The organism is Gluconacetobacter entanii (assembly GCF_003206495.1).
In the GTDB taxonomy this organism is placed as follows: Bacteria; Pseudomonadota; Alphaproteobacteria; order Acetobacterales; family Acetobacteraceae; genus Novacetimonas; species Novacetimonas entanii.
In genome coordinates, this window is the sequence record NZ_NKUF01000002.1 from 177,527 (window position 1) to 197,627 (window position 20,101).

General features: G+C 64.3%; 12 protein-coding genes and 2 tRNA genes. 12 read left to right on the forward strand and 2 right to left on the reverse strand.

Annotation, left to right across the window (positions count from 1 at the left end; genetic code table 11):
- The first annotated feature begins 13 nt into the window (after positions 1–13).
- The 5 genes from argC to CFR72_RS01820 all read left to right on the forward strand — a co-directional run bounded on the left by argC (position 14) and on the right by CFR72_RS01820 (position 4,986).
- A complete protein-coding gene (gene argC, locus CFR72_RS01800; protein ID WP_110912344.1) occupies positions 14–958 on the forward strand; it encodes an N-acetyl-gamma-glutamyl-phosphate reductase in 945 nt (314 codons plus the stop codon).
- 76 nt (positions 959–1,034) lie between these two features.
- Positions 1,035–1,118, forward strand: a tRNA-Leu gene (locus CFR72_RS01805).
- A 61-nt stretch (positions 1,119–1,179) separates the two neighbouring features.
- Positions 1,180–2,361: a phosphoserine transaminase gene (locus CFR72_RS01810; protein ID WP_110912345.1), complete on the forward strand. Its 1,182-nt coding sequence runs from the start codon at positions 1,180–1,182 to the stop codon at positions 2,359–2,361.
- A gap of 82 nt (positions 2,362–2,443) precedes the next feature.
- Positions 2,444–3,607 (forward strand): ATP phosphoribosyltransferase regulatory subunit, encoded by a 1,164-nt coding sequence (locus tag CFR72_RS01815; protein ID WP_110912346.1) that lies wholly within the window; start codon positions 2,444–2,446, stop codon positions 3,605–3,607.
- An 89-nt stretch (positions 3,608–3,696) separates the two neighbouring features.
- A complete protein-coding gene (locus CFR72_RS01820) occupies positions 3,697–4,986 on the forward strand; it encodes an adenylosuccinate synthase (RefSeq protein WP_110912347.1) in 1,290 nt (429 codons plus the stop codon).
- Positions 4,987–5,159: 173 nt separating this feature from the next.
- Here the strand turns inward: CFR72_RS01820 and rpoH are convergent, their stop codons facing one another.
- Both rpoH and CFR72_RS01830 read right to left on the reverse strand, forming a co-directional pair.
- Complete coding sequence (gene rpoH, locus CFR72_RS01825) at positions 5,160–6,059, reverse strand: RNA polymerase sigma factor RpoH (RefSeq protein WP_208629937.1); 900 nt, start codon at positions 6,057–6,059, stop codon at positions 5,160–5,162.
- A gap of 255 nt (positions 6,060–6,314) precedes the next feature.
- Positions 6,315–7,286, reverse strand: a complete 972-nt coding sequence (locus CFR72_RS01830) for an RluA family pseudouridine synthase (RefSeq protein ID WP_110912349.1) — start codon at positions 7,284–7,286, stop codon at positions 6,315–6,317.
- Between the two features lie 50 nt (positions 7,287–7,336).
- Between CFR72_RS01830 and CFR72_RS01835 the strand changes: the two genes are divergently transcribed.
- The 7 genes from CFR72_RS01835 to CFR72_RS01870 all read left to right on the forward strand — a co-directional run bounded on the left by CFR72_RS01835 (position 7,337) and on the right by CFR72_RS01870 (position 20,097).
- Positions 7,337–7,687: a hypothetical protein gene (locus tag CFR72_RS01835; RefSeq protein WP_110912401.1), complete on the forward strand. Its 351-nt coding sequence runs from the start codon at positions 7,337–7,339 to the stop codon at positions 7,685–7,687.
- 99 nt (positions 7,688–7,786) lie between these two features.
- Positions 7,787–7,862 (forward strand) — tRNA-Glu (locus CFR72_RS01840).
- A 296-nt stretch (positions 7,863–8,158) separates the two neighbouring features.
- Positions 8,159–8,635, forward strand: a complete 477-nt coding sequence (locus CFR72_RS01845; RefSeq protein ID WP_110912350.1) for an RrF2 family transcriptional regulator — start codon at positions 8,159–8,161, stop codon at positions 8,633–8,635.
- A gap of 679 nt (positions 8,636–9,314) precedes the next feature.
- Complete coding sequence (locus CFR72_RS01850; protein ID WP_167400270.1) at positions 9,315–10,403, forward strand: glycosyl hydrolase family 8; 1,089 nt, start codon at positions 9,315–9,317, stop codon at positions 10,401–10,403.
- Positions 10,400–11,518, forward strand: coding sequence for a hypothetical protein (locus CFR72_RS18235; RefSeq protein ID WP_110912352.1), 1,119 nt, complete (start codon positions 10,400–10,402; stop codon positions 11,516–11,518). Before CFR72_RS01850 ends, CFR72_RS18235 begins: the two co-directional genes overlap by 4 nt.
- 225 nt (positions 11,519–11,743) lie before the next feature.
- Positions 11,744–16,387 carry a UDP-forming cellulose synthase catalytic subunit gene (gene bcsA, locus CFR72_RS17920; protein WP_408869952.1) on the forward strand — a complete coding sequence of 1,548 codons (4,644 nt, stop codon included), beginning with the start codon at positions 11,744–11,746 and terminating at the stop codon, positions 16,385–16,387.
- Positions 16,384–20,097 carry a cellulose synthase subunit BcsC-related outer membrane protein gene (locus tag CFR72_RS01870; protein WP_244182112.1) on the forward strand — a complete coding sequence of 1,238 codons (3,714 nt, stop codon included), beginning with the start codon at positions 16,384–16,386 and terminating at the stop codon, positions 20,095–20,097. Before bcsA ends, CFR72_RS01870 begins: the two co-directional genes overlap by 4 nt.
- Positions 20,098–20,101: the final 4 nt, after the last annotated feature.

Here is a 20,101-nt window from a genome sequence, read left to right on the forward strand (position 1 = left end):
GGGAAACAGGGATATGAACACGCACGCACGGCCATCGGTATTCATTGACGGGGAAGCAGGCACGACCGGCCTGGGGATCCGCACGCGCCTTGAGGGGCTGCCGGTGGATGTGCGCTCCATTGACGCCGCGCGACGCAAGGACCCTGACGCCCGGCGCGAACTGATGTCGGCGGTGGACCTCGTGGTGCTGTGCCTGCCCGACGCGGCCGCGCGCGATGCGGTGGCGATGGTCGATGAACTCGCGGCGGGGGGGCATCATGCGCCGCGCGTCCTCGACGCCAGCACGGCGTTCCGCACGGCGCCCGGCTGGGTCTATGGCTTCCCCGAAATGCGCGCGGAGCAGGCGCAGGCCATCCGCAAGGCCCCGCGCGTTGCCAATCCGGGCTGTTATCCCACGGGCATTATCGGCCTCCTGCACCCGCTGGTCGCGGCGGGGCTGGTGTCTGCGGATTACCCCATTACCGTCAACGCCGTCAGTGGCTATAGCGGCGGGGGGCGGACAATGATCGAGGCGCATGAGCGCGATGGCGGCCCGGCGTTCGAACTGTATGGACTGGCGTTGCAGCACAAGCACCTGCCGGAGGCTCAGCTCTATTCCGGCCTGTCGCGCGTGCCGGTGTTCGTCCCGTCGGTCGGGCATTTCCCGCAGGGGATGATCGTGTCCATCCCGCTGCACCTCGACCTGCTGGGCCATGGCGTGCGGGGCGCGGACCTGCATGCGGCGCTGGCGGCGCATTACCGTGGGTCGGACCGCATCAGCGTGCCGGAGGCCTGCAGCAGCCTGTGCGCCGATACACTGGCGGGGACGGACCGGATGGAACTGCGCGTGCATGTGAACGAGGCGCATCGCCAGGCAGTGCTGACCGCGCGCCTGGACAACCTTGGCAAGGGGGCGTCAGGGGCCGCGATCCAGAATATCGCCCTGATGCTGGGGCTGGAGGGCACGCCTGGGATATGATATGTGCGCCCGCGCGGCCTGCGCGGTGTGCGATGAATTGCCACCGGCCCTGTTTTACTGTTAAGCAGGCCAGCATGCGAGAGTGACGGAACGGTAGACGTAGTCGACTCAAAATCGACCGCCGCAAGGCATGGGGGTTCGAATCCCCCCTCTCGTACCAGTTGGCGCATCATATCGTGTCGTGATGCGCCGTCCCTTTTGCCCGCGTTGCGAACAGGACGATGTTTTCCTTGCCCGAAATCCAGATCGAAAAGCCGTCGGCACGGCCCCTCAACCCGTGCTTTTCCTCCGGCCCCTGCGCCAAGCGGCCGGGATGGTCCGTGGCGGCGCTGTCCTCGGCGCTGGTGGGGCGTTCGCATCGTTCAAAAGAGGGGCGCGCACGCCTGGACGAGGTCATCACCCGTTCGCGCGACATCCTTGGCATGCCGGCCGACTGGCGTCTGGGCATCGTGCCCGCGTCCGATACGGGTGCGGTGGAGATGGTGCTGTGGTCGCTGCTGGGTCCGCGCCCGGTCGATGTCCTGGCGTTCGAAAGCTTTTCGGCCACATGGGCCAATGACATCATCGCGCAGCTCCAGCTTCCCAATGCCCGCGTCCTGAAGGCGGGGTATGGCGAGGTGCCCGACCTTGCGGACGTGGACTGGTCGCGCGATGTGGTCCTGACATGGAACGGCACGACGTCTGGCGCGCGCTTTGCCGATGGCGACGCCATCCCCCCCGGGCGCGAGGGACTGGTGATCTGTGACGCGACATCGGCCGCGTTCGCGATGGACCTGCCGTGGGACAGGCTCGATGTCGTGACATGGTCGTGGCAGAAGGTGCTGGGCGGGGAGGCCGCGCACGGCATGCTCGCCCTGTCGCCACGCGCGGTCGAACGCCTGACCTCGCAGCCCGCGCCGCGCCCGCTGCCCAAGATTTTCCGCCTGACGAACAAGAACGGCCTGATCGAGGGTATCTTCCACGGCGATACGATCAATACGCCCTCCATGCTGTGTGTGGAGGATGCGCTCGACGGACTGCGCTGGGCGGAGCATGTCGGTGGCCTTAAGGGACTGATCGCGCGCAGTCGCGCCAACCTCGCCGTGATCGAGGAATGGGAGGCACGCAGCGACTGGGCCTCCTTCCTTGCCGCGTCGCCGCGCCATCGCTCCAGCACGGCCATCTGCCTGCGTATCGTCGCGCCGTGGTTCACCGCGCTGGACCATGAGACGCAGACGAAGGCCGCGCGGGAGATCGTGGCGCTGCTGGCGGCCGAAGGTGTGGCGATGGATGTCGGCAGCTACCGCGATGCGCCGCCGGGCCTGCGCCTGTGGGGTGGGGCGACGGTGGAGTCCTCGGACCTTGCGGCGGTCGTGCCGTGGCTCGACTGGGCGCATGCGCAGGTCCGCGCGACCTATATCTGATCCCTTTTCCGCCCCGTGTGCGTGGTGCATGGCGCCACGTCCTGCCGCCTGATGCGCGCACGCCAAGACATAGGCCCGAACCATGACGGATGACCCGCCCCTCAATCCCGCGCTGCTGCCTGCCGGTTTCGTCGATGTGCTGCCCCCCGCGGCAGAGGCGGAGGCCAGCGGACTTGAAACCCTGATGCGGGTGTTCGCCACCCATGGATATGACCGGGTTTCGCCGCCGCTGCTGGAGTTCGAGGAGACGATGCTGACGGGGTCGGGGGCGGCCGTCGCGGAACAGACCTTCCGCCTGATGGATCCCGACACGCGCCGGATGATGGCGCTGCGTCCCGACATGACGCCACAGATCGCGCGGATCGCGGCCACCCGCCTTGCGAATGAACCCCGGCCGCTGCGCCTGTCCTATGCCGGGGCGTGCGTGATGATGGGCGGGCCTGCGCGCGATACCGACCGGCAGATCCTGCAGGCGGGGATCGAACTGATCGGTCCCGACACGCCCGTCGCGGATGCGGAAATCGTGGCGCTGGGTGCCGAGGCATTGCAGGTGCTGGGCGTGCCGCATGTTTCCTTCGACCTGACGATGCCGCCGCTGACGACCGCGCTGCTGGCTGCGGAGCCACTGACCCCGGTGGCCCGTTCCGCCCTGCTGCGCGCGCTGGACCGCAAGGACGCGGCCGCCGTGGCGCGCCATGGCGGGGCGCTGGCCCCGGTGCTGACGGAACTGCTGCATGCGGCGGGGTCGGCGCATCGTGCGCTTGATGTCCTGTCGCGGGTCAGCCTGCCTGGTGCCGCGCGCGTGCACAGTGACCGTCTGGCGGCCACGGTTGCAGCCATTGAAAAGCGGGTGCCGGGCATCCGCCTGACGGTCGATCCGGTCGAATTCCGCGGGTGGCAGTACCATACCGGCGTGTGCGTCAGCGTTTACGCGCTGGGCCGGCAGGAGGAACTTGGCCGGGGTGGGCGTTATCGTTCCAATGACGATGAACCCGCCTGCGGGCTGACGCTGCGTCCGGACGTGATCCTGCGTGTGGCCCCCCCGCGTGCGCGGCGCATGCGGGTGTTCGTGCCGTGGGGGATGGACCCGCGTGTGGGGCAGGCGCTGCGGGCGCAGGGTTATGCGACGGTCGCGGCCCTGGGCGAGATTGCCGACCCGGCGGCGGAGGCGCACCGCCTTGGCTGTGCCTTCGTCGCGGTTGGCGGAAAGCTGGAGCCGGTGCAGGGCGCGGGTCAGGCGGACTGAGTTTTTTCTTTCATCATCATGGATTTCCTTCCGGTCGCGCCTGACGATGCGCATCCGGATCGTCAGAGAAGCAGAGCGAGGAGCAGTACATGTCCAACGTCACCGTTATCGGCACCCAGTGGGGTGACGAGGGCAAGGGCAAGATCGTTGACTGGCTGGCCAGCCGCGCGGACATCGTCGTGCGGTTTCAGGGCGGCCACAATGCCGGGCATACGCTGGTGGTTGGCGATCAGACCTACAAGCTGTCGCTGCTGCCCTCGGGGCTGGTGCGTGGCAAGACGGGTGTGATCGGCAACGGCGTCGTCGTCGATCCCGAGGCGCTGCTCAAGGAAATCGACCGTGTGACGGCGCAGGGCCTGAAGGTCACGCCCGACACGCTGAAGATCGCGGAGAACGCGCCGCTGATCCTGCCGGTGCATGGTGCGCTTGACCGCGCGCGTGAGGCCGCGCGTGGCGAGCGCAAGATCGGCACGACCGGCCGTGGCATCGGCCCCGCGTACGAGGACAAGGTGGCGCGCCGTGCGATCCGCCTGTGCGACCTTGCGGAGCCGGAGACGCTGGACTGGAAGCTCGACGAACTGCTGCTGCACCACAACACGCTGCTGCGTGGCCTGGGGGCCGCGACCTTCACCAAGGACGAACTGATGGCGTTCCTGACCGGTATCGCGCCGCGTGTGCTGCCGTTCATGGCCCCCGTCTGGGACCTGCTTGACGACAGCCGCCGCGCCGGGTCGCGCATCCTGTTCGAGGGCGCGCAGGCCGTCATGCTTGACGTGGACCACGGGACCTACCCGTATGTCACAAGCTCCAACACGGTCGCGGCGAATGCAGGCACCGGCAGCGGCGTCAGCCCGACATCCGTCGGCTTCGTGCTGGGTATCGCCAAGGCCTACACCACCCGCGTGGGCGAGGGGCCGTTCCCCAGCGAACTGCATGACGAGATGGGCCGCACGCTGGGCGAGCGCGGGCATGAATTCGGCACCGTCACCGGTCGTCCGCGCCGCTGTGGCTGGTTCGATGCCGTGCTGGTGCGTCGCGCCGTGCGCGTCGGGGGCGTCAACGGACTGGCGCTGACGAAGCTTGACGTGCTCGATGGCCTCAAGGAGATCAGCATCTGCGTCGGTTATGAACTCGACGGGGTGAAGACCACGCATTTCCCGTCCGCCCCCGCCGCACAGGCGCGCATCCGCCCGGTGTTTGAGACGATGGAGGGCTGGGAAGGCACGACCCATGGCGCGCGTTCCTGGGCGGACCTGCCCGCGCAGGCGATCAAGTATGTCCGCCGGATCGAGGAACTGGTGGAGGCGCCAGTCACCATGCTGTCCACCAGCCCGGAACGTGACGACACGATCCTGATGCGCGATCCGTTCGAGGATTGAGGAAGAAGGATAAAAGTTTTTGGTGAAGCTTTTGCTCTAAAAAGCTTCAAAGAGACGTCGCCTTTTTTCAAAAAGGCGGCATCCAAAAACTTTTATTGATTTCAGGAATATAATGAAAACGGCCCGGGGGATTGCTCTCCCGGGCCGTTTTTCATGGTTCCGCCAGCGTTGTTTCAGCCCTTGTGGGCCTTTTCATGTTCCTCACGCCGGGCCGCGACTTCGGCCTTCATCGCGTTCTGCACCTTTTCAAAGGCGCGGACCTCGATCTGGCGCATCCGTTCGCGCGAGATGTTGTAGACGTGCGACAGGTCTTCGAGGGTCGCCGGATCGTCCTTAAGGCGGCGTTCGGTCAGGATATGGCGTTCACGCTCGTTCAGGGACTTCATCGCATTGGCCAGCAGCGCCTTGCGCCCGGAATATTCCTCGTTTTCGGCAAGGGTCTGTTCCTGGTTGTCGTGGTCATCCACCAGCCAGTCCTGCCATTCCCCTTCGCTGTCGGCGCGCAGGGGGGCGTTCAGGCTGTGATCCGGGGCGGACAGCCGCCGGTTCATGTTGACGACGTCTTGTTCCGGAACGCCCAGCGACTTTGCGATCTTGTCCACCTGTTCAGGCTGCAGGTCGCCATCGTCGATGGCCTGCATCTGCCCCTTGAGGCGACGCAGGTTGAAGAACAGCTTTTTCTGCGCGGCGGTGGTGCCGATCTTCACCAGCGACCAACTGTGCAGGATGTATTCTTGAATTGCGGCGCGGATCCACCACATGGCATATGTGGCCAGACGGAACCCGCGTTCGGGATCGAAACGGCGCACGGCCTGCATCATGCCGATGTTGCCTTCGCTGATCAGTTCGCCCACCGGCAGGCCATAACCGCGATAGCCCATCGCGATCTTTGCCACCAGACGCAGGTGGGAGGTGACCAGTTTATGTGCTGCTTCCGTGTCGCCCTTTTCCTTCCACAGGCGCGACAGTTTCAGCTCTTCCTCGGGGGAGAGCATCGGAAATTTGCGGATATCCCGAAGGTACTTTGACAGGTTGTGTTCGGGACCGGATAGAATTGCGGAAGAAGAGGCCATCAGAATCGGACTCCTGTGTCCGGATAAACAAGCTGGCGGGGTCAGTCTGTAACGAGCAGGCGACCGACGGGTTGCAGCCGTTTTCCGAGAGACGCACGACTGGACTTGTTGTCGTCCCCACAGGACATCCCCGGAATGGGCGATATCGTGCAGGACGTCCAGTTAGCCTGGGGGCGTCGGCCCCGGCGAACAGTTCCAAGCGATACTGTCCCTTGGCGGTGGCGTCAAGGAAAGCCGCATTAAACCGCCTTAATATCAGCCAATCGCGGCAAGCAGGTCTTGGAAATCGCGCGGGGGCTGCGTCTCGAACAGCAGGTGTTCGCCCGTGCGTGGATGCACGAAGCCAAGGCGCGCGGCATGCAGCGCCTGGCGGGGGAAATCCAGTGCCGCGGCGCGGGCGTCGGCAGGGAGGCCGCGCGCGGCGGCGGGAATGCGCCGCAGGTAGGTCGGATCCCCCACCAGCGCGTGTCCCGCATGGGCGAAATGCACCCGGATCTGGTGCGTGCGCCCGGTCGCGAGCTTGCATTCCACATGGCTGAGGCTGCCATGGAAGGTATCGAGCGTGCGGTAATGGGTCATGGCATGCTTGCCGCCGCCATTGCTGATGACGGCCATGCGCTTGCGGTCGCGCCGGTCGCGCCCGATCGCGCCATCGAACGATCCCGTAGTGGGGGTCAGCACACCCCAGCACACCGCCTGGTAGGCACGTTCGATATCGCGACTGGCAAAGGCGGCGGACAGCGCCTGGTGCGCCAGTTCGGTCTTGGCCGCCACCATGACGCCCGATGTATCCTTGTCCAGCCGGTGCACGATGCCGGGGCGACGTTCGCCGCCGATCCCCGTCAAGCTGTCGCCACAATGGCCCAGCAGCGCATTGACCAGCGTCCCGTCCTCGTTCCCCGGCGCGGGATGCACCACCAGTCCCGCCGGCTTGTCGATGACGATCAGGTCGCGGTCCTCGAACAGGATGTCGAGCGCGATGTCCTGCCCCTGTGGTGTCGCCGGGTCGGCGGCGGGCACCCGCAGTTCATAACGCATGCCCGCGCGCACCGGGTCGGCCGGATCGCGAAGCACCACGCCATCGCGCAGGAGGTGCCCGGCCTCCATCAGGGACTTGATGCGCGAACGCGACAATGTGCCGATCGTGTCGGCCATGAAGCGGTCGGTGCGTTGCCCTGCATCCCCGACGGTGGCAATGACGGGGGCAGGCTGGATGTCTTGGGTCATGGGGCGTCCATGTAATGGAAAAACTCGCGTTCGGAAACGGAAAGCACACGATGGAAAAACAGGGGTCGCGCGCGCTGCTTGCGGCGGTGATCGGCATGGGGGTTCTGCTGGCGGTGGGATCGCTGGTGCTGGTGGGTGTGCTGGTGCACCGGATTTCGCATCCCCGCGACAGCGCACCGGAACCGGTGCAGGCTGCGGCCGGCACGGGCGCGCAGGCCGTGCTGCCGCAGGATCTGGGGCGGCTGGTGCTGGATGAACCTGCGGGCACGCATGTCACCTCGCTTGCGCGGCAGGGGGACACGACGCTGGCGGTGGCGCTGACGGGTGGTGGGGCGGACCGTGTCATCATCTGGGACCTTGCCCGTAACCGCATCATCGGGCGCCTGCAGGTTTCGCCCTGAAACCGGCCATCGCGGAAGAAAAAAGCATGCAGATCGCATTTTGGGGGATTCGTCCGCTTGTGTCGGTGGCCGCAATCCTCTAGAAGCGCCTTCGGCCATGTCCCGTTCGTCTAGAGGCCTAGGACACCGCCCTCTCACGGCGGCAACACGGGTTCGAATCCCGTACGGGACGCCATTGGTTCTGCGGCACGTTTCTGCCGGGATCAGTGGCATGTTCGTGCCTTCTCACCTTTTCAATCCATGCGCCCACTGGCCTAAGTCCTGTGCCGGACAGTTCCCGGTTATTGGCCAATATTGCATGTGGTGCGCAATATATACAAAACACAATAAATCTTATATGGAAATATAGCGGAAGCTTTTTTCGGTAGGGTGTGGAATATTATCGTTTTTTACGCTTCAGGGCGGAATGCGGCCGTCATTACGCCGTGTGGTAATGTCCCGCCTTCATTTCGGAAGATGCGAACAGATTAGATGCGTTTGACCCTGCATACCGATTATGCCCTCCGGGTTCTGCTTTACGTGGCGTTGCGTCCCGACACGCGCGTTTCGATACGTGAGGTGGCGCAGGCCAACAGGGTGTCGGAAACCCACATGGTCAAGGTCGTCCACAAGCTGGGGCGTGCGGGCCTGATCCGCACGGTGCGCGGCCGTGGCGGCGGGATCGAACTGGGCCAGGCCGCGGACGAGATCCGGATCGGCGCGGTCGTGCGCCTGACCGAGGAAGAGCGGCAACTGGTATCGTGCATGCGCCCCAAGACCGAGGCCGAGGAATGTGTGCTGAGCGGATTCTGCCAGTTCTACTTCGTCCTTGGCACAGCGCTCGATGCGTTCATGGAGGTGCTGGACCGCTGGACGCTGGCCGATATCCTGAAGATGTCCGCGCGCGATGACATGATGCGGCGGCTGTTCATCACCAATGATGCCACCCTTGACGAGCGCCTGCCGTAATCTGCGGCAGGATCTGTCCGGCAGATATGCCAGCGGGCACACAAAAGGGGCAGGGGCGCGCTTTACTTGCTTTTTCAGGTTCCTGTCCCGCTGTTTTCCATTGTTGTCCGTAAAGATGTAAATATAATACAAAATTGGCACGTCGCCACTTGCCAGCAGATGAGTGTCATTGATCTGCATCAACCCGGATTGAAATTTTAAATATCTTTCGGGTTTCCAATTTTCTTCGAACGTAAGAATATTATTACACCGACTTAAGCTTTCGGGTATGGGGCGTCTGGTTTGTTCAGGCAGCACCTGCCCTGGTGAGGGAAGGTCCCCGGTGCGGGTTCCTGCATGGTGCGGGAATTGCGGGATCGGGGCTTGTGATAAAATTACAACTTCCGTCGGGCCGTATCGTGGCATGGGCTTTGCCATTGTTTGCCAAGGGCGGGGCGATGATTATGATCGGAGCGCGGTGCAGGCGATATCCCAAGTAAATCCATGACCGGGGATGCTTTTCGGGAATTGTGCTGTATCCGGTCCGGATATTTTTCGGGAGCCGTAAGGGGCATGCATGGATCCGCCGCAGGGGCGGCGTCCGCTGCCCATCATGGTTCCATGGTGTTGGCGACCGGTTTCTGTGGTGCCCTGGATGCGCGTCTTTGAGGATATGTAAGGTCTGATGCAGTTGATTTCCATGATGACTGAAGAAAAGAATTCTCCGACCGCACGCGGGGTCGGGCGGCGTTCCTTTATGTCGGTCATGGCGGCGATGGGAGGTGCTCAGATGCTTTTGTCCGGCAACGCATCCGCGGACGATGCCGCCCCCGATCCGGTCATGCAGCAGTGGGCCATCTTCCGCAGCAAGTACCTGCGCTCCGACGGGCGTATCATTGATACGGGCAACGGTGGCGAATCCCACAGCGAGGGGCAGGGCTATGGCATGCTGTTCGCCGCGGAGGCAGGGGACCTCGCCGCGTTCGAGGCGATATGGGTCTGGGCACGCACCAACCTGCAGCACACCGATGACAAGCTGTTTTCCTGGCGCTACCTCAGCGGCCATCAGCCGCCGGTGCCTGACAAGAACAACGCAACCGATGGCGACCTGCTGATCGCGCTGGCGCTGGGGCGGGCGGGCAAGCGGTTCAAGCGTGCCGACTTCGTTCAGGATGCCATGGCCATCTACGGCGATGTCGTGAACCTGATGACGATGAAGGTCGGGCCGTATGTCGTCCTGATGCCCGGCAAGACCGGGTTCATCAAAAAGGACAGCGTGATCCTCAATCTGTCCTATTACGTGATGCCTTCGCTGCTGCAGGCGTTCGACCTGACGGCGGACCCGCGCTGGCGCACGGTCATGAAGGACGGGCTGCGCCTTGTCTCCGCCGGGCGTTTCGGGCAATGGCGCCTGCCTCCCGACTGGCTGGCGGTCAACCGCACCACCGGCGCGCTGTCGATCGCGTCGGGATGGCCGCCGCGCTTCTCCTATGATGCGATTCGTGTGCCGCTCTACCTTTACTGGGCGCATATGCTGGCGCCGGACGTGCTGGCTGATTTCAGCCGCTTCTGGAACAATTTCGGGGCCAGTGCCCTGCCGGGGTGGGTTGACCTGACGACCGGGGCGCGTTCGCCATACAACGCCCCGCCCGGATATCTTGCGGTTGCCGAATGTACGGGGCTTGATTCTGCCGGGGAACTCCCGACACTGGACCATGCGCCCGATTACTATTCTGCAGCGTTGACGCTGCTCGTTTACATCGCGCGGGCAGAGGAGACTATAAAGTGAGTGCTTCAGGGTCTGATGATGTCGCTGGGGGAAAGCGGGCCGAAAGTCCGCAGGATTTTCAGCGGGTCCTGCGTTCCTTCGGCGTTGAGGGAGGGGGCTATTCCTACCGGCCGTTTGTCGACCGTTCCTTTGAGCCGACAACGGTGCCCCCGCAGGTCGAAAAACGGCTGGATCAACTGGAACATGAAGAGAAGGTAGAGGAAACGGGCGACTCCACGCCTGATGCCGATGTCGCGGCCCAGTCCGCGCCGCAGCCTGAGGCCGAGCCGGTTGCGCCTGCCCCGGCCGAGGTGAAGCCGGCCCCGGTCGCGGCCGAGGTTCCGGCAGAGCCGGTGGCTCCCGCCCCTGCAGCACCAGCCCCTGTCGCGCCGGCCTCTGCTGTTGCGGCCACGCCGGCACAGCCCGAACCTGCGGCCCCCGTTGCCGCCGCCCCGTCCCCTGCGCCCGAGGCGCCGGTGCAGGACACCGTGCCGCCGCCTGTTCCGCCGGTTGCCGAACAGGCGCCGCCTGCCGCGCCGGACCCGGCATCGGTGCCCTATGCGAACATGATGCCGCCTGCGGCCCCCGCGCCGGTCGCCCCTCCGGCGGCGCAGCCGCGCCCGGACACGACCCGCATGGTGGAGCCCTTCTCCCGTCCTCCGGTGCGTCCGGCGCGGACGGTACCTGCGGCTTCACGTGTGCCTTCGCTTTCAATGAACTCTTCCCCCCGCCCATCGGTATCGCCCATAAGTGGGGACCCGATGGACAGGGGTGTCGTCGATGAATGGAGTCCTGTTCCAAAGGCGCGCCTCAGCCCGCGGGAGCGTCCACGCCCCGGCGACCTGAGCTTTTTCTTTCAGGGCGTCCGTGAAGCGCGCGAAGAAAGGAAATTCTTTCCCGTGGCGTCCACGCGATCAGTTCGTAGCAATGTTTCCAGGGTGACCAGCATGACCAAGACAGACACGAATTCCACACAGGCCTCCCAGCCCGGCAGCCCCATCCCGTCCCCCGACGGGTCGCCCACCATGACGGAAGTGTTCATGACGCTTGGTGGTCGTGCGACGGAGATGCTTAACCCCCGGCCGACGTTGCGCGAGGCGCTGCTGCGCCGTCGCGAAAGCGAAGAAGGTTCCTGAGTTCAGCTAGTTCAGGAGATCACCTGCCCCTGCGGCCACCCATGAAACGGTGGCGGCAGGGGAAGTCCGGTCTTCGCATCGGCTCGACGATTCGTTCTGTCTTTGGCCCCGGCGATGCTTTGCTGCCTGGGCGGGCCCGCTTTTCCCCGACATGACCACAGATGGTAGGGGTCAGGTTTTTTTGACGTAATCTTTCTGTTTTACAGCATTTCGGACGAGTTGTTTATGCCAGAGGTTCGGTCGTCAACGCAGTCAGAGTCAGGAATGTCCCGCTGGGTGGGAAAAATTCTTTCCATTCGTGGTGTGGGACTGCTTATCGGTGTTTTTGGCTTGTGTGCGCTGATTGCGGCTACGTCCGTAACCCTGCCGCCAGAACAGCAGTTGATTGTGGCATTTGTATGTGTCGTGATCTTTTTTGTTGTCGGTCACAAGCCCAGCCGCCGGTCACAGATTTTCCTCGAGGTACTGTCAGGTCTGGTTTCGCTGCGTTACCTGACGTGGCGTCTGACTGAAACGCTTTCATTTGATACATGGTTGCAGGGCCTGCTGGGGACAATGCTCCTCCTGGCGGAACTTTATGCCCTGATGATGCTGTTCCTCAGCTATTTCCAGACGATTGCGCCGCTTCACCGTGCGCCGCTGCCGCTGCCGGCGAATATCGATGAATGGCCGACGGTCGACATCTTCGTCCCGACCTATAACGAGGAACTGAGCATTGTACGCCTGACGGTGCTGGGCTCGCTTGGCATTGACTGGCCGCCCGAGAAGGTGCGGGTCCATATCCTCGATGACGGCCGCCGTCCCGAATTCGCGGAGTTCGCCAGGGAGTGTGGCGCGAATTACATCGCCCGTCCCACCAACGAACACGCAAAGGCCGGTAACCTCAACTACGCCATCGACCATACGGATGGCGACTACATCCTGATCTTTGACTGCGATCACGTCCCGACCCGCGCCTTCCTCCAGTTGACGATGGGCTGGATGGTGGAGGATCCGAAGATCGCACTGATGCAGACACCGCATCACTTCTACTCCCCCGATCCGTTCCAGCGGAACCTGTCCGCCGGCTACCGCACCCCCCCCGAAGGCAACCTGTTCTACGGCGTGGTGCAGGACGGCAACGACTTCTGGGATGCGACCTTCTTCTGCGGATCGTGCGCGATCCTGCGTCGCACCGCGATTGAACAGATCGGCGGGTTTGCGACCCAGACCGTGACCGAGGACGCGCATACCGCGCTCAAGATGCAGCGTCTGGGATGGTCCACGGCCTATCTTCGCATCCCGCTTGCCGGTGGCCTCGCGACGGAACGCCTGATCCTGCATATCGGTCAGCGCGTGCGCTGGGCGCGTGGCATGCTGCAGATCTTCCGCATCGACAATCCGTTGCTGGGGAAGGGACTGTCATGGGGGCAGCGGCTCTGTTACCTGTCGGCCATGACGTCGTTCCTGTTCGCGGTGCCGCGCGTCATCTTCCTCAGTTCGCCACTGGCGTTCCTGTTCCTGGGACAGAACATCATCGCGGCCTCCCCGCTGGCGCTTCTTGCCTACGCCATTCCACACATGTTCCATGCCGTCGGCACGGCGTCGAAGATCAACAAGGGCTGGCGCTACTCCTTCTGGAGTGAGGTCTATGAAACCACGATGGCGCTGTTCCTGGTGCGCGTGACGATCGTGACCCTGCTCAGCCCCTCGCGCGGCAAGTTCAACGTGACGGACAAGGGCGGGTTGCTTGAAAAAGGTTATTTCGACCTTGGCGCCGTCTATCCGAACGTCATCCTTGGCATCATCATGTTCGGTGGCCTGGTGCGCGGTATCTATGAACTGTCCTTTGGCCATCTCGACCAGATCGCGGAACGCGCCTACCTGCTGAACTCCGCATGGGCGCTACTCAGCCTGATCATCATCCTCGCGGCCATTGCGGTGGGGCGTGAAACCCAGCAGAAGCGCAACAGTCACCGTATTCCCGCCGTCATCCCGGTGGAGGTTTCCAGCGCAGATGGCGCCATCGTCACCACCGGCCTGACCGAGGACCTGTCCATGGGTGGTGCGGCGGTGAAGATGTCCTGGCCCGGCAAGATCTCCGGTCCCACGCCCGTATATGTCCGCACGGTCCTTGATGGGGAGGAACTGAACCTTCCGGCCAAGCTCATCAGCAGTTCCAGCGGGCGCAGCATCTTCATCTGGAGCATCGATAACCTGCAGCAGGAATTCGCGGTCATCCGCATGGTGTTCGGCCGTGCCGATGCGTGGGTCGATTGGGGCAACTACAAGCCTGACCGTCCCCTGCTCAGCTTTCTGGACATGGTGCTCAGCGTCAAGGGCCTGTTCCGTTCCAGCGGCGACATCGTCCACAGCAAGGGCCCGGCCCGCGGTGGCGATGCCAACAAGGGCAATGCCATGCCGGATGATGCGAACAAGTCCGACCGTCAGGAGCGCATGCTGAAGGGAACCGTGAAAATGGTTTCGCTTCTGGCCCTGCTGACATTCGCGTCCTCGGCGCAGGCCGCGCCGGCAGCCAGCAAGGCGATCGCCGCCAAGGCGCCGGTCCATCAGCCCGAAACCACCGACCTGCCGCCGCTGCCGGCCCTGCTGCCGACCAATAATGGCGCGGGCCAGTCCGATCCGGCGGCCGCGGCACCCGGCAGCCCCACGGGGCAGCCGCTTGCGGCGGACAGCGCGGATGCGATGGTGGACAATGCGGAAAATACGCCCGACACGGCGACGGTCCATAATTATACGCTCAGGGACCTTGGCGCCGCAGGCTCCATCACGATGCGCGGCCTTGCACCGCTGCAGGGGATCGAGTTCGGCATTCCTGCCGACCAGCTTGTGACCTCGGCACGGCTTGTGCTGTCGGGTTCGATGTCGCCGAACCTGCGTCCGGAAACCAATTCCGTGACCATGACGCTGAACGAACAGTTCATCGGCACGCTGCGCCCCGATCCGGCGCACCCGACATTCGGTCCCATCTCGTTCGAGATCAACCCGATCTTCTTCGTCAGTGGCAACCGCCTGAACTTCAACTTCGCCTCCGGGTCGAAGGGATGTTCGGACATCACGAACGATACGATGTGGGCGACGATCTCGGAGAATTCGCAACTCCAGATCACGACCATCGCACTGCCGCCGCGGCGCCTGCTATCGCGTCTGCCGCAGCCGTTCTATGACAAGAACGTGCACCAGCACGTCACGGTTCCCATGATTCTGGCGCAGACCTATGATCCGCAGATCCTCAAGGCCGCCGGTATCCTCGCATCATGGTTTGGCAAGCAGACCGACTTCCTTGGCGTGAACTTCCCGGTTTCCTCCACCATTCCGAAGGTTGGCAATGCCATCCTGATTGGCGTGGCCGACGAACTGCCGACCAGCCTCGGGCAGCCACAGGTGACCGGTCCGGCCATCCTTGAACTGCCGAACCCGTCAGACACGAATGCCACGATCCTGGTGGTGACCGGCCGTGACCGCGACGAGGTCATCACCGCGAGCAAGGGCATCGCCTTCAGTTCCGCGCCCCTGCCGGCTGACAGCCACATGAACGTGGCGCCGGTGGACGTCGCGCCCAGCAAGCCCAACGATGCGCCCTCCTTCATCGCGATGAACCATCCGGTGCGCTTCAAGGACCTTGTCACGCCCGAGAAGCTGCAGGAAACGGGCTTTACGTCCGGTGTTCTGTCGGTTCCGTTCCGTATCTCGCCCGACCTTTATACGTGGCGCGACCGCCCGTACAAGATGCAGGTGCGTTTCCGTTCGCCGGCGGGTGCGGAGAAGGATGTCGAGAAAGCCCGTCTCGATGTCGGCATCAACGATGTGTACCTGCATTCCTATGGGCTGCGTGAACCGAACGGCATCCTGCAGAATATCGGCCTTGTCCACCCCTCGGCCGGCATGCAGGTGCATGACCTCGACGTGCCGCCCTGGACCGTGTTCGGTCAGGACCAGTTGCATTTCTACTTCAATGCCCTGTCCCTGGCCCATTGTGTCTGCCAGGGCAGCGCCGCCAGCAATGCGTTCCATCTCGGGATCGATCCGGACTCCACCATCGATTTCTCCCGCGCCTATCACATCGCCCAGATGCCCAATCTTGCCTACATGGCGACGGTCGGCTTCCCTTTCACGACCTATGCGGACCTGTCGCATACGGCGGTCGTGCTGCCGGAACATCCGAACGCGGCCGTGGTCGGGGCCTATCTTGACCTGATGGGTTTCATGGGGGCGGCGACATGGTATCCGGTCGCGGGCGTGGACATCGTGTCGGCCGACCATGTCAGTGACGTGGCCGACCGCAACCTGCTGGTCATCTCGACCCTGGCGTCCGGTGCCGAGATCGCCCCGCTGCTGTCGCGCTCGTCCTACGAGATTTCGGATGGCCACCTGCGCACGGCATTGCATGTCTCCACGCTGGATACTGTCCTGAAGGCGATTGATGACCCGCTGACGGCGTATCGTGAACGTGACAGCAAGCCGCAGGATGTCGACAGCCCGCTGACGGGTGGCGTCGGTGCGATGGTCGAGGCGGAATCCCCCCTGACAGCGGGCCGTACGGTTCTGGCGCTGCTGTCCGCCGACGGGGCGGGGCTGAACAACCTTCTCCAGATGATGGGAGAGCGCAAGCAACAGGCCAAGTTCCAGGGGGATCTGGTCCTTGCGCACGGTGAGGAGCTTTCGTCCTTCCGTAATTCGCCGGTCTATACGATCGGTTCCCTGCCGGTCTGGCTGTGGCCTGACTGGTATATGCACAACAGGCCGGTTCATGTGCTGCTTGTCGGCCTGTTGGGATGTGTTCTGATTGTCAGTGTCCTTGCACGGGCCCTGGCGCGGCATGCTGCCCGGCGTTTCAAGCAGCTTGAGGATGAGAGGCGCAAGTCGTGACCCATAAACGATATGCTTCGTCCCTGTCCGCCGGTCTTCTCGCAACGACCTGCGCTGCAGGCCTGTTGCTGCAGGCGAACGGTGCACGGGCACAGCAGGCAGCGGAGCAGGCTCCTGCCAATACCACCATGATGCAGGCGGGGGCCGTGACCCCCGTCCAGAGCGGGCAGGCCGCCGTGGTGCAGAGGCTGGTGCAGCAGGCCCGTTTCTGGATGCAGCAGCACCAGTACGACAATGCGCGCCAGTCCCTGCAGAGTGCCGCGCGCCTTGCACCGGATTCGATCGACCTGCTGGAAGCGCAGGGCGAATACCAGTCGCGGATCGGCAATCGCGACGCCGCCCTTGATACGCAGCGCCGCCTGCATCAGGCCGCACCCGGCAGTGCGTATGAAAGCCGCCTGAACGACCTGCTGCATGAACAGGCGATTTCGCAGCCTGACCTTGCGCATGCGCGCTCGCTTGCGGCATCGGGCCATAGCGACCAGGCGGTGGAGGTGTACCAGCACCTGTTCAACGGCCCCACGCCGACGCCGTCGCTGGCGGTTGAATATTACCAGACGCTGGCGGGCGTCCCGGGGCAGGCGAATGCCGCGCGTGACGGACTTGTCAGCCTGGTCAAGACCAATCCTTCGGATTTCCGTGCACAGCTTGCGCTGGCGCAGGTGCTGACCTACCAGCCCGCCACCCGGATGGAGGGGCTGCAGCGTCTCCAGGCGCTGGAGAAATACCGTGCCTCCGCCCCGGTGGAAGCCGCGACCGCGGAAAAATCATATCGCCAGACGCTGTCGTGGCTGCCGGTCACGCCGGAGACGCTGCCGCTGATGCAGCAGTGGCTGGATGCGCATCCGTCGGACACCGCGCTGCGGACCCACATGACGGAACCGTCGGGCGGGCCGCCTGACAAGGGCGCGCTGGCGCGGCAGGACGGGTTCAAGGCGCTGAATGCTGGGCGGCTGTCCGCGGCACAGGCGGACTTCCAGAACGCGCTGAACCTGAATGCGAAGGATGCCGATGCACTCGGCGGCCTCGGCCTTGTCGCCATGCGCGGGGGCCATAACGATGAAGCGCACCGCTACTTTGAGGAGGCGATCGCCGCCGATCCCAAGAGTGCGGGGCACTGGCGCCCGGCCCTGGCCGGCATGGCCGTGGGCGAGGAATATGGCACCGTCCGCCGCCTGATCGCGAGCGGGCAGACGCAGGAAGCCGAGCAGCGCCTGATGTCGCTGGCACGCCAGCCCGGACAGTCCGAGGGCGCGACGCTGATGCTTGCGGACCTGCAGCGCACGACCGGCCAGACGGGTGAGGCGGAACGCAATTACCGTGCGGTCCTTGCGCGCAATGGCGACAATCCCATCGCGCTGATGGGGCTGGCCCGCGTCCTGATGGGCGAGGGGCAGGAGAGCGAAGCCAACGCCCTGCTGTCGCGCCTTGGTGGCCGGTACAGCACGCAGGTGCAGCAGATCGAGGTTTCGGGTATCATGGCCGAAGCCGCCCGCACCACCGATTCCGCACAGAAGGTCAGCCTGCTGCGGCAGGCCATGGCCAAGGATCCGGATGATCCGTGGCTGCGCATCAACCTTGCCAACGCGCTGCAGCAGCAGGGTGACAGTGCCGAAGCGTCGAACGTCATGCGCCCGCTCCTGACGAGTCCGCGCACGCCGGACGATTACCAGGCGGCAATCCTGTATGCGTCGGGCAATGGCAACGATACCCTGACGCGCCGGCTTCTGGCCGGTCTGTCGCCGGATGAGTATTCACCGGCCATCCGCACGATCGCCGATGAAATGGCGATCAAGGCCGACCTTGCCGCCCGCCTGTCGATGGTGTCCAACCCCACCCCGCTCGTGCGCGAGGCGCTGGCCGTGCCGGACCCGACGGGCGCGCGTGGCGTGGCCGTGGCCGACCTGTTCCGCCAGCGGGGCGACATGCTGCATGCGCACATGGCGCTGCGCATCGCCTCCACGCATACGGCGGACCTGACGACCGAGCAGCGGCTGGCCTATGCCACCGAATACATGAAGATCAGCAACCCGGTTGCCGCCGCGCGTCTTCTCGCCCCACTTGGCGATGGCAGCGGGACCGCGACCGGTTCGGCGATGTCGCCCGACCAGCGCCAGACGCTGATCCAGTTGCGGATGGGGATTTCGGTTGCGCAGTCGGACCTGCTGAACCAGCGTGGTGACCAGGCCGCGGCCTATGACCATCTTGCGCCCGCCCTGCAGGCCGACCCGGAAGCCACCTCGCCCAAGCTCGCGCTGGCGCGGCTGTATAACGGGCGCGGCAAGTACGGGCATGCGCTGGACATCGACCTGTCCGTCCTGCGCCACAACCCGCAGGATCTTGACGCGCGGCAGGCCGCCGTGCAGGCCGCAGCGAACGACAACAAGGACGGGCTGGCCATGCAACTGGCCCAGGATGGGGTCCAGCAGTCGCCGATGGATGCGCGTAGCTGGCTTGCCATGGCGGTTGCGGACCGTGCGGCGGGGCATGGCGAACGTACGCTGTCCGACCTGCGCCGTGCCTACGAATTGCGCCTCCAGCAGCTCAAGATCAGTCGTGGGGAAGCCACCGCCAGCGATGAGACGCAGGCGACCGCCCCGCCGACAGCCAACCCGTTCCGCCGTGATGCGTATGGCCATGCGCTGCAGCTTGGTGCGCCTCCGGGCGAAAACGGCTACAGCACGGCGGGCAGCGTGCCCGAGATTTCGGACCAGATGCTGTCGTCCATCAACGGGCAGATCCATACCCTGTCGGAGGACCTTGCGCCGTCCGTCGATGCCGGGCTTGGCTTCCGCGTCCGTTCCGGCACGCGCGGCATGGGGGCGCTGACGGAGGCCTCGGTGCCGATCGTCGGGCGCATTCCGCTGCAGGCGGGCACGTCGGCGCTGACCTTCACCGCCACGCCAACCTTCCTGACGTCGGGGCACCTGCCGCAGACCGGGTATGATATCCCGCGTTTCGGCACCAACCTGTTCGCCCTGGAACGGAACCTGCAGGACCAGAACAACAGCGCGGAGCATCGCATCAATACCGATACGATCGGGCGCGAGGCGGGTGTGGCGCCGGATGTGCGTTTTGCCAATAACTGGGTCAGCGCGGATGTCGGGGCCTCGCCGCTGGGCTTCACGCTGCCGAACGTGATCGGCGGCGTCGAATTCGCCCCGCGTGTCGGGCCGGTGACCTTCCGTGTCAGTGGGGAACGCCGTTCCATCACCAACAGCGTCTTGTCCTATGGCGGGATGACCGATGCCCTGACCGGCAAGAAGTGGGGTGGCGTCGTCACCAACCACTTCCATGGCCAGGTCGAGGCCACGCTGGGCAATACGATCCTGTACGGTGGCGGTGGCTATGCCATCCAGACCGGCCATCATGTCCAGAGCAATACCGAAGTGGAAGGCGGGCTCGGGGCCAACACCCTTGTCTACCGCAACCGCAAGCATGAAGTCCGCGTGGGCGTGAACCTGACCTATTTCGGGTACAAGCATAACGAGGACTTCTACACCTACGGGCAGGGTGGCTACTTCTCGCCGCAGTCCTACTTTGCGGCAACGGTGCCTGTCCGCTACTCCGGTCACAGTGGCCTGTTCGACTGGGATGTCACCGGATCCATCGGCTATCAGCTGTTCCATGAGCACAGCTCGGCCTTCTTCCCGACCAATCCGCTGTATCAGACCCTTGCGAACGGGCTGGCGGGTGGTATCTACTGCTGAACTA

Coding starts and splice junctions, on each gene's coding strand:
- argC (WP_110912344.1), top strand. CDS start 14: ATGAACACGCACGCACGGCCATCGGTATTCATTGACGGGGAAGCAGGC.
- CFR72_RS01810 (WP_110912345.1), top strand. CDS start 1,180: ATGTTTTCCTTGCCCGAAATCCAGATCGAAAAGCCGTCGGCACGGCCC.
- CFR72_RS01815 (WP_110912346.1), top strand. CDS start 2,444: ATGACGGATGACCCGCCCCTCAATCCCGCGCTGCTGCCTGCCGGTTTC.
- CFR72_RS01820 (WP_110912347.1), top strand. CDS start 3,697: ATGTCCAACGTCACCGTTATCGGCACCCAGTGGGGTGACGAGGGCAAG.
- rpoH (WP_208629937.1), bottom strand. CDS start 6,059: ATGGCCTCTTCTTCCGCAATTCTATCCGGTCCCGAACACAACCTGTCA.
- CFR72_RS01830 (WP_110912349.1), bottom strand. CDS start 7,286: ATGACCCAAGACATCCAGCCTGCCCCCGTCATTGCCACCGTCGGGGAT.
- CFR72_RS01835 (WP_110912401.1), top strand. CDS start 7,337: ATGGAAAAACAGGGGTCGCGCGCGCTGCTTGCGGCGGTGATCGGCATG.
- CFR72_RS01845 (WP_110912350.1), top strand. CDS start 8,159: ATGCGTTTGACCCTGCATACCGATTATGCCCTCCGGGTTCTGCTTTAC.
- CFR72_RS01850 (WP_167400270.1), top strand. CDS start 9,315: ATGATGACTGAAGAAAAGAATTCTCCGACCGCACGCGGGGTCGGGCGG.
- bcsA (WP_408869952.1), top strand. CDS start 11,744: ATGCCAGAGGTTCGGTCGTCAACGCAGTCAGAGTCAGGAATGTCCCGC.